Here is a 12,832-nt window from a genome sequence, read left to right as displayed (position 1 = left end):
AAGAGATCATGGCAGGCAAACCGGTCAGGCCGACGAACGCCATCGACCAGACCCGGCGGATGCTCTCCCTGGTGACCTACCTGAAGGAGCGTCCCGGGGCACGGGTCGAGGACGTCGCCCGGGCCTTCGGGATCACCGAGGACGAGCTGGTCTCCGACCTCGACGTGCTGCCCATGTGCGGCACCAGCTTCCGCGGCGGCGACCTCCTCGACATCGACACCGACGGCGAGCGGATCTGGTGGCACAACCCCGCCGCCCTCGGCGAGGAGACCGCCGAGCCGCTCCGGCTCGCCGCCGACGAGGCGACCGCGCTCCTGGTGGCGGCCCGCGCGGTGGCCACGCTGCCGGGCCTGCGGGAGAGCGACCGGCAGGCGCTGCTGCGGGCCACCGCCAAGGTGGAGACTGCGGCCGGGGAACAGGCGGGCGCGAGCTCCCGGCTGTCGGTGACCTTCGAGTCCGAGGGCGGGGTCTTCGCGGACGTCGACCGGGCCATCTCCGAGCGGCGCCGGCTGTGGATCCGCTACTACTCCCCGGCCCGTGACGAGGTCACCGAGCGCGAGATCGACCCGATCCGCCTGGTCAGCGTCGGCCACACCTACGTCGAGGCCTGGTGCCGCCGCTCCGAGGCGCGGCGCACCTTCCGGCTCGACCGGGTGGCCGAGATCAAGATCCTCGACGAGCCCGCCGCGCCCCCGGAGATCGAGCTCAGGGACCTGTCCGAAGGGCTCGTGCAGCCCGCGGCCGAGGATCCCGAGGTGGTCGTCGAGGTCGGTCCGGGCGGCCGCTGGGTCGCCGAGTACTACCCGCACGACAGTGCGGATGAGCTTTCCGACGGCGGGCTGCGTATTACCCTCCGCACCCCCGACCCGGCGTCGCTCAGGCGCCTGGCGCTCCGGCTCGGCCGCGACGGCCGTATCGTCTCGCCGCGCGACCTCGCCGACAGCGCCCGTGAGGCGGCCCGCGAGGCGCTGGCGGCCTACGACGGGGTCGAGGCGCTCGGCGCGCACGGGACGGACGCCGGGCCCGAGGGGCGGCGCGACGGCCAGGACGGGCAGTACGACAGGCAGGAGCAGGGGCTTTGAGCGAGTCGGCGACGTCAGGTGCGGGTATGACGGTGGCTGCCGCTTTCGCGGGGATGAGAAGCGTGGCTCCGGTGACCTTCAAGGCGAGCTGCCCGGACTGCCGGGAGCGGTTCGAGCTGGCCGCCGGTGCCCTGCGCCTGGCCATCGGCGCGACCAGCCGCGCCACCTTCTACTCCTTCACCTGCCCCGAGTGCGGTGCCGCCGTCCGCAAACCCGCCGGCGAGCGGATCGTGGAGCTGCTGACCGGTGGCGGGGTGCGGACGCTGCGCCTGCACTCCACCCTCTAGTCCCTCCCGTCCCTCCTGTCCCTCCAGACCCTCTAGGCTCGGTGCCATGTTCTGGCCGATGTTCGCGGTAGCAGTGGGTTTCGTGGGTCTCGCCGTGCTGGGCGTGCTCGCCGTCCGGGTCTTCCTCGAGGCCCAGCGCCTCGGCCGCCAGGTCACCGACTCGGCGCGGCGCATCAACCGGGCCGCCGAAGACCTGGAGCGGGCGGCGGTGAGCACGGCCCGTTCCGCGGACTCGTTGTGAGTACGGCTGAGAGTCAGGTGTGAGTCGAGCGCCAGATGCGTTTTGGGCCACTTCGCCCTGTCACCGGGGCGTGGTCGGCAGGTACGCTGCTGGTCGCGGTCCGGATAACGAGGCTCGGTCGCGAACCGGGAGTACGCACAGGGATTGCCAGGCGTTCACCCCTGAGCGTTACGATCGCTGCCAGCACGACTGGTCGGACACATGTCCGACCGGTCGGACAGCACCCCACAAGCCGCCTCGGTGAGAAGGTAAAGACTTATGTTCGGAAGGCTCGGCGCCCCCGAGATCATTCTCATCCTCGTCGTCATCATCCTGCTGTTCGGCGCGAAGAAGCTTCCCGACATGGCGCGCTCGCTCGGCAAGTCCGCTCGCATCCTCAAGAGCGAGGCCAAGGCGATGAAGGAGGAGGGCGGCAGCAGCACGGCCACCCCGGCCGGCCCGCCCAACACCGACGAGCAGGCCTCTCAGCGCACCATCCAGGCCGCCCCCGGCGACGTGACGAGCTCGCGCCCGGTCACCGAGCCGACGGACACGACCAAGCGCTGACGCGGGGCCGGTGACCTCCGGCCCGCCTGCACGAGATGGGAACGTGGGTTGCTCAAGTCTGCCCGCAAAGAGGAGAAGGATCCCGAGGGGCGGATGCCTCTCGCGGATCACCTTCGTGAGCTCCGCAACCGGCTCGCGAAGGCCTTGCTGGCCATCGTCATCGTGACGGTGGTCGCTGCCTTCTTCTACAACGACATCATCAACTTCCTGACGAAGCCGATCCTGGACTCGATCGGGTGCAGCAAGAGCTTCGAGGAACTCGCCAAGGCGTCGTCGGACGACGCCACGCGGAAGTGCGCCCGGATCACCATCAACGGCCTGCTCGCGCCGTTCACCCTGGCCCTCCAGGTGTCCCTGACGGCGGGAATCGTCCTGGCCTCGCCGATCTGGCTGTACCAGCTCTGGGCGTTCGTGGCCCCGGGTCTGCACCGGCACGAGAAGAAGTACGCGTACGCGTTCGTCTTCACCGGTGCCCCGCTGTTCATCGGTGGCGCCTACTTCGCGTACTCGGTGCTCCCCACCACCGCGAAGGTGCTGATCGACTTCACGCCGAGCGGCAGCATCGACAACCTGCTCCCGCTCGACGATCTGCTGCAGCTCGTCACCCGCATGGTGATCGTCTTCGGTCTGTCCTTCGAGTTGCCGCTGCTGTTGGTCATGCTCAATCTCACCGGCCTGATCACCGGCAAGCGGATGCTCGGCTGGTGGCGGGGCATGATCATGGGCATCACCGTGTTCGCCGCCGTGGCGACGCCTAGCACGGACCCGCTGAGCATGCTCGCGCTGGCCGGCCCGATCTGGGTGCTGTACTTCTTCGCGGTGGTCTTCTCCCTGGCCAACGACCGGCGCAAGCGCCGCCGCGAGGCCGAGGGTCCCGCCGACGACGAGGCCTCCGACCTCGACCTCACCCCTGAGGACATCGGCGAGGTCGAGACCGTTGCCGTCAGCCGGTCGTTGCCCCAGCAGGCAGAGGCGGACAGCCCGCGCGTGAACGGATATGACGACGTCACCTGAGCGGTACGGAGACTGAGCAAGGTGCCCCCCGCTGAGCAGGGGGCACCTTTGCGTTGCTCTGATCGCTTCGGCGCACGCGGGAAGTCTCTGATCACGAGCAGGTAACGATCAGTAAAGTAAGATCCTTACCTTCCATTCGAACTGTAGTGTCGTTTTGGTTTTGAAGGTTCACGTTCAATTCTGAGAACCAGGGGGCTACATGTTCAGGCGAACGATCATCGGCGGAGCGCTGGCCGTGGCATCTGCGGCGGGGATGGTCTTTGTGACCTCCAGCTCGGCGCAGGCGGCCACCTGCTACTGCTCGTACAACGGCAGTGGCACGACGGTGGGCCAGGTCACGGTCGTCGACGACGGAGACCACTTCTACGTCTGGGACACGTACGCGGACGGTCACGGAGTACGGGGCTACCTGACCAACTCGGCCGGTACGACGCTCGCTACGGCCTACGACGGCTCGGGAGCGGACTCGACCATCGCCCACTTCCAGTACGACGTCAAGGAAGGCGTGACCTACTGGATCAAGGTGGGCACGGTGGACGGGGCCTCGGACACGACTCCGTCGAACGTCTGGGAGTACAGCTACTACGAGTGAGCGGAGACAGGGTTGTGATGGCGTGACCGGAGCGAGCGGGCCTCCCCTGTAACACCTGCGAGGGGACCGTCCTGATCGCCTCTCTCATCATCACCCTCCGCGAGTCGCGGCCGGGGCGCCTTTACGGCGCTACCGGCCGCTTCTGCTTGCCGCGCACTTACCGTCCGGTCGCATCGACACCCGGGTATGAATCTGTCTCGCCTCCGGCCTCGACCTCGGGTCGACGACCGCGGTAACCGCATGAGATGCCCCGGCTGTTCGCCCCCGACGGGCGGGGCGTCCGGGGAGCCGTGGCCGTCGTAGGTCCGTGAACTGCGTGAAGAGCAGGTTTCGCGGGATCCGATCCGGATATTGATCGTCCTGTTGTCAGTGGGGCCCGGTACGCTCGAAAGCACGATGACAGAGGACCTCTCACCGGCCGAGCGGTACGCGGCAGCCAAATTGCGGGCAGCCGAGCAGGCCACCGCGCTCGCGGGCTTCCGCGAGATGTACGACTTCGGTCTCGACCCCTTCCAGATCGAGGCCTGCAAGGCTCTCGAAGCCGGGAAGGGCGTGCTGGTGGCCGCCCCCACCGGCTCCGGCAAGACGATCGTCGGCGAGTTCGCCGTCCACCTCGCCCTCCAGCAGGGCAAGAAGTGCTTCTACACCACCCCCATCAAGGCGCTGTCCAACCAGAAGTACGCGGACCTCAGCCGCCGTTACGGCGCCGACAAGGTCGGCCTGCTCACCGGCGACAACAGCGTCAACTCCGACGCCCCCGTGGTCGTGATGACCACCGAGGTCCTGCGGAACATGCTCTACGCGGGCTCGCAGACCCTCCTCGGCCTCGGCTACGTGGTCATGGACGAGGTGCACTACCTCTCCGACCGCTTCCGGGGCGCCGTGTGGGAGGAGGTGATCATCCACCTCCCCGAGTCGGTGACTCTGGTGTCGCTGTCGGCGACCGTGTCCAACGCCGAGGAGTTCGGCGACTGGCTCGACACCGTCCGCGGTGACACCCAGGTGATCGTCTCCGAGCACCGGCCCGTGCCGCTGTTCCAGCACGTGCTCGCCGGGCGGCGGATGTACGACCTGTTCGAGGAGGGCGAGGGCAACAAGAAGGCCGTCAACCCCGACCTCGCCCGGCTGGCCCGGATGGAGGCCCAGCGGCCGTCGTACCAGGACCGCAGGCGCGGCCGCGCCATGCGCGAGGCCGACCGGGAGCGGGAGCGCCGGCAGCGCTCCAGGGTGTGGACGCCCAGCCGGCCCGAGGTCATCGAGCGGCTCGACGCCGAAGGCCTGCTGCCCGCCATCACGTTCATCTTCAGCCGCGCCGCCTGCGAGGCGGCCGTACAGCAGTGCCTGTACGCCGGTCTGCGGCTGAACGACGAGGAGGCGCGGGCGAAGGTGCGCGCGCTCGTCGAGGAGCGCACCGCGTCGATCCCCACCGAGGACCTCCATGTCCTCGGGTACTACGAATGGCTGGAGGGCCTGGAGCGCGGTATCGCGGCCCACCACGCGGGCATGCTGCCGACCTTCAAGGAGGTCGTCGAGGAGCTGTTCGTGCGCGGCCTGGTCAAGGCCGTGTTCGCGACCGAGACGCTCGCGCTGGGCATCAACATGCCCGCGCGGTCCGTGGTGCTGGAGAAGCTCGTCAAGTGGAACGGCGAGCAGCACGCCGACATCACACCCGGCGAGTACACCCAGCTGACGGGCCGTGCGGGGCGCCGCGGCATCGACGTCGAGGGCCACGCGGTGGTGCTGTGGCAGCGGGGGTCGAGTCCGGAGCATCTGGCCGGGCTGGCGGGCACACGCACGTATCCGCTGCGGTCCAGCTTCAAGCCGTCGTACAACATGGCGGTCAATCTCGTGGAGCAGTTCGGGCGGCACCGCTCGCGTGAGCTCCTGGAGACGTCCTTCGCGCAGTTCCAGGCCGACAAGTCGGTCGTCGGGATCTCCCGGCAGGTGCAGCGCAACGAGGAGGGCCTCGACGGCTACAAGGCCTCCATGACCTGCCACCTCGGCGACTTCGAGGAGTACGCGCGACTGCGGCGGGAGCTCAAGGACCGGGAGACCGAGCTGGCCCGGCAGGGCGCCAACGAGCGGCGGGCCGAGGCGGCCGTGGCGCTGGAGAAGCTCAAGCCGGGTGACGTCATCCATGTGCCGACGGGCAAGTACGCCGGTCTCGCCCTGGTCCTCGACCCGGGGCTGCCCGCCGGCCGGTCCAACGGCCACCGGGGCTTCGAGCACCACGACGGACCGCGGCCGCTGGTGCTGACCGCCGAGCGGCAGGTCAAGCGGCTCGCGTCGATGGACTTCCCGGTGCCCGTCGAGGCGCTGGAGCGGATGCGGATCCCGAAGTCCTTCAACCCCCGCTCACCGCAGTCCCGACGGGACCTCGCCTCCGCGCTGCGCACCAAGGCCGGGCACATCCCGCCGGAGCGGGCCCGCAAGAAGCGGTCCCAGGCCGCCGACGACCGGGAGATCGCCCGGCTGCGCACCGCGATCCGGGCGCACCCCTGCCACGGGTGCAACGACCGGGAGGACCACGCCCGTTGGGCCGAGCGGTACCACCGGCTGCTGCGGGACACCTCGCAGCTGGAGCGGCGGATCGAGGGGCGCACCAACACCATCGCCCGCACCTTCGACCGGATCGTGGCGCTGCTGACCGAGCTGGACTACCTGCGCGGCGACGAGGTCACCGAACACGGCAAGCGGCTGGCCCGCCTGTACGGCGAACTCGATCTGCTCGCCAGCGAGTGCCTGCGGGAAGGCGTCTGGGAGGGGCTCGGCCCCGCCGAACTGGCCGCGTGCGTCTCGGCCCTGGTGTACGAGTCGCGGGCCGGCGACGACGCGATGGCGCCCAAGCTGCCGTCCGGGAAGGCCAAGGCCGCGCTCGGGGAGATGGTGCGGATCTGGGGTCGCCTGGACGCCCTGGAGGAGGACTTCCGGATCAACCAGGCCGAGGGGGTCGGGCAGCGGGAGCCGGATCTCGGGTTCGCCTGGTCCGCGTACATGTGGGCTTCCGGGAAGGGGCTCGACGAGGTTCTTCGGGAGGCGGAGATGCCGGCCGGGGACTTCGTGCGGTGGTGCAAGCAGGTGATTGATGTGCTGGGGCAGATCTCGGCGGCGGCGCCTGTCTCTGCCGAGAGCTCGAGTGTGGCCAAGGCTGCGCGTAAGGCTGTTGATCTGTTGCTGCGGGGAGTGGTGGCGTACTCGTCGGTGGGGTGACGGGTTCGAGGGCGGGCGCGGGTTCCGTTGTGGCTGGTCGCGCCCACGCGGCGGTAGCCGCACATCCAACACAGCCCCGCGCCCCTGGGGGAGTTGACCTACTCGGCGTTCAGATAGGGCCGCCAGCCTCCGTGCGCCGTGATGTCCGCCGCGTTCACGAGGGCTGACGGCTCGCAGAGAAAGCCGGGGACCTCGCTGCCGTCCGCCAACTGCACCTTGCCCAGAGTCATTGGGCGGGGGAGGAGCGTCAGCAGGCGGCCCAGGCCATCCGCCGGGAGGCGCCACACCTCTACCTCGATCTCGGCGCCACCGTCGCCCACGTGCACCAGGCCCGGCTTCGGGGGGTCGGTGCGCAGGGCGTGCAGGTGGTACACCGGGGCCGTGGTCGTCGTGCGGTCCAAGCGGGCGCCCAGCGCCAGGAGTTGGGGGTTCAGGGGCTGGCCCGTCAGGTGGGCGCCGACCACGGCCAGGCGGGTCTCGGGCTGGAGCAGGGTCGCGAGCCTCGCCAGGCGTTCGTCCGTGTGGGCCGGGCCGATCAGCATCACGCCGAAGGGGAGGCCGTTCACCTTGCCGGACGGGACCGCGACCGCCGCCAGGTCGAAGAGGTTCGTGGAGTTGGTGAAGCGGCCCAGACGGGCATTGGAGCCCAGGGGATCGGCGGCCACCTCGGCGAGGGTGGGATGGCCGGGGGTGGTGGGGAGGAGGAGGGCGTCCGCGTCCGACAGTTCCTCCAGAGCCCGGGTCCGCAGGGCGGCCAGGCGGTCCAGGTCCGCGTAGAGCTGGTGGGCCGGGAGGTCGCGGGCGCGGGTGATGATGGCGGCGACCGTGGGGTCCAGGGTCTGATCGCCCTGTGCTGTCGCCTTGTCGATAAAAGCACCCACCGCTGTGTAGCGCTCGGCCACGAACGCGCCCTCGTAGAGCATCGCCGCCGCCTCGGTGAAGGGCGTGAGGTCGAGTTCGCGTACCGACGCGCCTGCCGCGGTCAGCTGTCGTACCGCGGCCTCGTACGCCTCCGCCCAGCCCTCGTCCAGTTCGCCGAGCTGCTCGCGCGGCGGGACCGCGACCCGCCAGGGGCCGGGGCGGCGGCCGGGGAGGGACGGGGCGGTGTCCGTCGTCATGTGGGCCAGCGCCTGTTCGGCCTCCGGGAGGGTGCGGGCGAAGACCGTCACGCAGTCGATCGAGGCGCAGGCCGGGACGACACCGGTGGTGGGGACCAGGCCCCGGGTGGGCTTGAGGCCGACGATGCCGTTGAAGGCGGCCGGGACCCGGCCGGAGCCCGCCGTGTCGGTGCCGAGGGCGAAGTCCACGATGCCCAGGGCCACGGCGACCGCCGAGCCGGAGCTGGAGCCGCCGCTGATCCGGGACGGGTCGTACGCGTTGCGGACCGCGCCGTGCGGGGAGCGGGTGCCGACCAGGCCCGTCGCGAACTGGTCCAGGTTCGTGGTGCCGAGCACGAGGGCGCCCGCCGCACGGAGTCCCGCGACCACCGGCGCGTCGGCCTCGGGATGGTAGGCGTACGACGGACAGGCCGCCGTCGTGGGCAGTCCGGCCACGTCGATGTTGCCTTTGGCGGCGAACAGGCGGCCCGCGAGCGGCAGTTGCTCGCCCTGCGCGAGCCGTTCGTCGATCGCGAGGGCCTCCCGCTCGACCTCCTCCCGTGGGCGCAGGTCGATCCAGATCTCGGGGCGGTCCACGGCCTCGATGCGGTCGTAGGCGGCACGGACCCGGGTGACGGTGGTGGACATGGTGTGCTCCTCTTTCACTGTGCGGGCGGGGCCAGGACGAGCAGTGCCGTTCCGGCCTCCACCTGGTCGCCCGGCCTGGCCAGGATCTCCGTGACCACGCCGGCGGCCGGCGCGTGCACCCTGGACTCCATCTTCATCGCCTCCAGGGCGAGGAGCGGCTGGCCGGCCGTCACCTCGTCGCCCTGCGCCACGTTCAACTGCCATACGGAGGCCGCGAATTCGGCCTCGATCAGACGGGCGCCGGGTGGGAGGACCAGGTCGGTGGGAGCGGTTGCCGGTGCGGCTGCCGACTCGGCCCGGGCGAACTCGCCCGCCGCCTCCCACGCGTCCCGCTCCGCGCCGAAGGCCACCTGCTGGCGTGTCCTGAACTCCCCGATGGACTCGGCGTGTTCGGCGAGGAAGCGCTGGTAGTCGGCGAGCGAGAAGGTGCCCTCCTCGACGCGGGGCACGAAGCGGCCGGAGATGATGTCGGCGCGCAGCTCCAGGAGTTCGTCCGCCTCCACCGGGTACCACTTGATGCGGTCGAAGAAGCGCAGCAGCCAGGGCGAGCCCGGCTCGAACGCGCCGCGCTGCTGCCAGGGCGACCACACCTGGGTCGTACGGCCCACGAACTGGTAGCCGCCGGGTCCCTCCATGCCGTAGATGCAGAGGTAGGCGCCGCCGATGCCGACCGAGTTCTCCGCCGTCCAGGTGCGGGCCGGGTTGTACTTCGTGGTCACCAGGCGGTGGCGCGGGTCGAGCGGGGTGGCCACGGGGGCGCCCAAGTAGACGTCTCCCAGGCCGAGTACGAGGTATTCGGCGTCGAAGACCGTGTCGTAGACGTCGTTCACCGACTCCAGGCCGTTGACGCGGCGGATGAACTCGATGTTCCAGGGGCACCAGGGCGCGTCGTCGCGAACACCCGCCATGTAGCGGGCGATCGCCTCACGGGTGGCGGGGTCGTCCCAGGAGAGGGGGAGGTGCACCGTGCGGGAGGGGACGACCAGTTCGTCGGACGGGGGGAGCGAGGTGGCGATCTCCCTTACCGCGGTGAGGAGTTGCTGTTGGGGGAGGCGGGTCGGGTTCGTCTGGATCTGGAGGGAGCGGATGCCGGGGGTGAGGTCGGTGATGCCGTCCGGGCCCCGCTCGGCGAGCGCCTCCATCAGGGCGTGGACGCGCATGCGGAGGGCCAGGTCCAGCTGCATGGGGCCGAACTCGACCAGCAGGTTGTCGTCGCCGCTGCGGCGGTAGGTGACGTCGCCGTCGCGGGCGAGGATGCCGCCGTCCACGATGGCCGGGCGCTCGGAGCCGTCCGTGTTCACCGGTACGAAGCGCACGGTGTCGCCCGGGCGCAACTGGCCCAGTTTCCAGCGCTCGGTGCTGATCACGGTCGCCGGACAGACGAAACCGCCCAGCGAGGGCCCGTCCGGGCCGAGCAGCACCGGCATGTCACCGGTGTAGTCGACGGCTCCGACCGAGTACGGGGTGTCGTGGATGTTGGACGGGTGCAGACCCGCCTCGCCGCCGTCGGTCCGGGCCCAGCGGGGCTTGGGGCCGACCAGGCGGACGCCGGTGCGGGCCGAGTTGAAGTGGACCTTCCAGTCGGCGGCGTAGAAGTCGCGGATGTCCTCCTCGGTGAAGAACTCCGGTGCGGCGTGCGGGCCTTCGACGGCTCCGATGTGCCAGGTGGAGGTGTAGGACGGCGGGTCCTGTACGGCCGTCCCCTCCGTCCGGGTTCCGCCGTGCAGTACGTCTCCCGTGCGCAGGGCCCGTCCGCCGTGACCGCCGAAGCGGCCCAGCGTGAAGGTGCTCGCGCTGCCGAGGAAGTCCGGGACGTCGAGGCCGCCGGCGACGAGGACGTAGGTGCGCAGTCCGTGCTCGGCGGGGGCGCCGACCTCCAGCGTTCCGCCCGCGGGGACGGTGACCGGCTCCCACTGGGCGACCGGTGTGCCGTCCACGGTGACCGGGGCAGGGGCGCCTGTCACACAGACGGTCGTGGGGTGGGTGAACCTCAACGACGGTCCCTGCAAGGTGCATTCGAGGCCGGGGGCGCCCTCCGGGTTGCCCAGCGCCGTGTTGCCGAGCCGGAAGGAGCGGTCGTCCATGGGGCCGCACGGGGGCACGCCGACCTGCCAGTAGCCGGTGCGGCCCGGCCAGTCCTGGACCGTGGTGAGGGTGCCGGGGGCCACGACCTCGATGCGCGGGGTGGGGTCGGTGACCTCGGTGAGGGTCGCCGTGGAGTGGGTGGCCTTCTTGAAGTCCGTGTGCGTGAGCGCCGCCCGGACCAGGCCCAGGTTGGTCTCGATGCCGTCGACGCGGGTGCGGGCCAGCGCCTCGTCCAGCCGCCGGAGCGCGTGGGCGCGATCGGGGCCGTACGCGATGACCTTCGCGAGCATCGGGTCGTACGACGTCGTCACCTCGGTGCCCGTCTCCACCCAGCCGTCGACACGGACCCCGGTGGGGAACTCGACCCGGGTCAACAGGCCCGCGCTGGGCCGGTGTTCACGGGAGGGGTCCTCGGCGTAGAGGCGGGCCTCGACGGCGTGGCCGTGCGGGGGGCCGGGTTCGCGCACGACGTCCCGTTCGCCGCGGGCCAGGCGGAGCATCCAGGCGACCAGGTCGACGCCGTAGATCTCCTCGGTGACCGGATGCTCCACCTGGAGGCGGGTGTTGACCTCCAGGAAGTAAGCCTCCTCGCGGGCGGCGTCGTAGACGAACTCGACGGTTCCGGCGGAGCGGTAGTCGACGGAGGCGCACAAGTCGCGGGCACTGGCGGCGAGTTGCGAGCGGATGTCGGCGGGGAGTCCCGGAGCCGGGGCCTCCTCCACGACCTTCTGGTTGCGGCGCTGGAGGGAGCAGTCGCGGTCGCCGAAGGTGACGACCCCGCCCTCGCCGTCGCCGAAGACCTGCACCTCGACATGGCGGGCGTGCTCGACGAGCCGTTCCAGGAAGACGCCCGCGGAGGAGAAGGAGGCGGCGGCGACCCGCTGCACGCGGTCCCAGGCGTCGGTCAGTTCGGCGGCGGAGCGGCAGGCCGACATGCCGATGCCGCCGCCCCCGCCGGTGGCCTTGAGCATGACGGGATAGCCGATGGTGTCGGCTGCCTGGAGTGCTTCTTCGAGCGAGGGCAGCAGTCCCGTGCCCGGAGCCAGCGGCACCCCGGCCGCCTCCGCCGCGGCCCGTGCCGTGTGCTTCGCGCCGAACAGCTCCAGTTGCTCGGGCGTGGGGCCCACGAAGACGATCCCCGCCGCCTCGCACCGGCGCGCGAACTCGGCGTCCTCGGACAGGAAGCCGTAGCCGGGGTGGATCGCGCCGGCGCCGGAGTCCTTGGCCGCCTTCAGGACCAGGTCGGCGTCGAGGTACGACTCCTTCGCGGGCGCGGGGCCGAGGCGTACGGCCTGGTCGGCGAGGCGGACGTGGGGGGCGGCGCGGTCGGCGTCGGAGTACACGGCGACTGTGCGCAGGCCGAGTTGACGGGCCGTGCGGATGATGCGGACGGCTATCTCGCCGCGGTTGGCTATGAGGAGGGTGTCGAAGGTCATGCGTCGGCCCCGATCGTCATTTCCACGGGTGTCGGGTCGAAGCCGTTGCAAGGGTTGTTGATCTGGGGGCAGTTGGAGACCAGGACGAGAACATCGCGGTCGGCGCGCAGGGTCAGGGAGAGGCCGGGGGCGGAGATGCCGTCGACGATGCCGAGGGTGCCGTCCTGCTCGACCGGGACGTTCATGTACCAGTTGATGTTGGAGACGAGGTCGCGCTTGCCGAGACCGTACTTCGCGCCCTCGGCAAGGAAGTTGTCCACGCAGGCGTGCTGCGACCAGGTGTGGTGGCCGTAGCGCAGGGTGTTGGACTCCTTGGAGCAGGCGCCGCCGACCGTGTCGTGGCGGCCCACGTCGTCGGCGGTGACCGTCATCAGCGGGGTGTGCTCGTTGGACATGAGGACGCTGCCCGTGGTGAGGAAGATGCCGCCCTGCGCCTGGATGGTGTCGGGGGCGCTGTAGCGGACGGCCGTGTCGTGGGCGTCGTAGACGAGGAAGTCGACGGCCTGGTTGCCGTGCAGGTCGGTGATGGTGAGTGTGCCGCCCTCGGGGATGACGGAGGACCAGGCGGAGCGGGCCGGAACGACGGTCTTCATG

10 protein-coding genes are annotated in these 12,832 nt (G+C 70.6%); 7 read left to right on the top strand and 3 right to left on the bottom strand.

Translation table 11 applies throughout. The annotated features are described in order from the left end of the window. Positions 1-8 precede the first annotated feature (8 nt). The 7 genes from AC2XR2_RS08375 (at position 9) to AC2XR2_RS08345 (ending at position 6,972) form a co-directional block, all read left to right on the top strand. A complete protein-coding gene (locus AC2XR2_RS08375) occupies positions 9-1,082 on the top strand; it encodes a helix-turn-helix transcriptional regulator (protein WP_330268048.1) in 1,074 nt (357 codons plus the stop codon). Then, entirely contained in the window at positions 1,079-1,369 is a 291-nt protein-coding gene (locus tag AC2XR2_RS08370) for a hypothetical protein (protein WP_330268049.1), read from the top strand. Before AC2XR2_RS08375 ends, AC2XR2_RS08370 begins: the two co-directional genes overlap by 4 nt. 46 nt (positions 1,370-1,415) lie before the next feature. Beyond that, positions 1,416-1,610 (top strand): hypothetical protein, encoded by a 195-nt coding sequence (locus tag AC2XR2_RS08365; protein ID WP_328745795.1) that lies wholly within the window; start codon positions 1,416-1,418, stop codon positions 1,608-1,610. 258 nt (positions 1,611-1,868) lie between these two features. After that, the gene (gene tatA / locus AC2XR2_RS08360) at positions 1,869-2,156 is read left to right on the top strand and encodes a Sec-independent protein translocase subunit TatA (RefSeq protein ID WP_123759650.1); all 288 of its coding nucleotides are present in this window, start codon (positions 1,869-1,871) and stop codon (positions 2,154-2,156) included. Positions 2,157-2,204: 48 nt separating this feature from the next. Continuing rightward, positions 2,205-3,170 (top strand): twin-arginine translocase subunit TatC, encoded by a 966-nt coding sequence (gene tatC, locus AC2XR2_RS08355; protein WP_381301241.1) that lies wholly within the window; start codon positions 2,205-2,207, stop codon positions 3,168-3,170. Between the two features lie 199 nt (positions 3,171-3,369). Then, positions 3,370-3,762 carry a hypothetical protein gene (locus AC2XR2_RS08350; RefSeq protein ID WP_391196013.1) on the top strand — a complete coding sequence of 131 codons (393 nt, stop codon included), beginning with the start codon at positions 3,370-3,372 and terminating at the stop codon, positions 3,760-3,762. A 351-nt stretch (positions 3,763-4,113) separates the two neighbouring features. Beyond that, positions 4,114-6,972 carry a DEAD/DEAH box helicase gene (locus AC2XR2_RS08345; protein ID WP_449350116.1) on the top strand — a complete coding sequence of 953 codons (2,859 nt, stop codon included), beginning with the start codon at positions 4,114-4,116 and terminating at the stop codon, positions 6,970-6,972. Positions 6,973-7,070: 98 nt separating this feature from the next. Here AC2XR2_RS08345 and atzF read toward each other — a convergent pair whose 3' ends face one another. The 3 genes from atzF to AC2XR2_RS08330 are packed head-to-tail and all read right to left on the bottom strand — an operon-like array spanning position 7,071 to position 12,831. Beyond that, positions 7,071-8,717, bottom strand: a complete 1,647-nt coding sequence (gene atzF, locus AC2XR2_RS08340; protein ID WP_491514686.1) for an allophanate hydrolase — start codon at positions 8,715-8,717, stop codon at positions 7,071-7,073. Between the two features lie 14 nt (positions 8,718-8,731). Then, positions 8,732-12,238: a 5-oxoprolinase/urea amidolyase family protein gene (locus AC2XR2_RS08335; protein WP_491514685.1), complete on the bottom strand. Its 3,507-nt coding sequence runs from the start codon at positions 12,236-12,238 to the stop codon at positions 8,732-8,734. Beyond that, a complete protein-coding gene (locus AC2XR2_RS08330; RefSeq protein WP_381301251.1) occupies positions 12,235-12,831 on the bottom strand; it encodes an urea amidolyase associated protein UAAP2 in 597 nt (198 codons plus the stop codon). The genes AC2XR2_RS08335 and AC2XR2_RS08330 overlap by 4 nt, the downstream gene beginning before the upstream one ends. Position 12,832: the final 1 nt, after the last annotated feature.

Source organism: Streptomyces sp. LS-MS-L19, assembly GCF_058382285.1.
Note: the sequence above shows the minus strand (reverse complement) of the source record. Positions and strands in the feature narration are given on the sequence as shown.

Coding starts and splice junctions, on each gene's coding strand:
- AC2XR2_RS08375 (WP_330268048.1), top strand. CDS start 9: ATGGCAGGCAAACCGGTCAGGCCGACGAACGCCATCGACCAGACCCGG.
- AC2XR2_RS08365 (WP_328745795.1), top strand. CDS start 1,416: ATGTTCTGGCCGATGTTCGCGGTAGCAGTGGGTTTCGTGGGTCTCGCC.
- tatA (WP_123759650.1), top strand. CDS start 1,869: ATGTTCGGAAGGCTCGGCGCCCCCGAGATCATTCTCATCCTCGTCGTC.
- AC2XR2_RS08350 (WP_391196013.1), top strand. CDS start 3,370: ATGTTCAGGCGAACGATCATCGGCGGAGCGCTGGCCGTGGCATCTGCG.
- atzF (WP_491514686.1), bottom strand. CDS start 8,717: ATGTCCACCACCGTCACCCGGGTCCGTGCCGCCTACGACCGCATCGAG.
- AC2XR2_RS08335 (WP_491514685.1), bottom strand. CDS start 12,238: ATGACCTTCGACACCCTCCTCATAGCCAACCGCGGCGAGATAGCCGTC.
- AC2XR2_RS08330 (WP_381301251.1), bottom strand. CDS start 12,831: ATGAAGACCGTCGTTCCGGCCCGCTCCGCCTGGTCCTCCGTCATCCCC.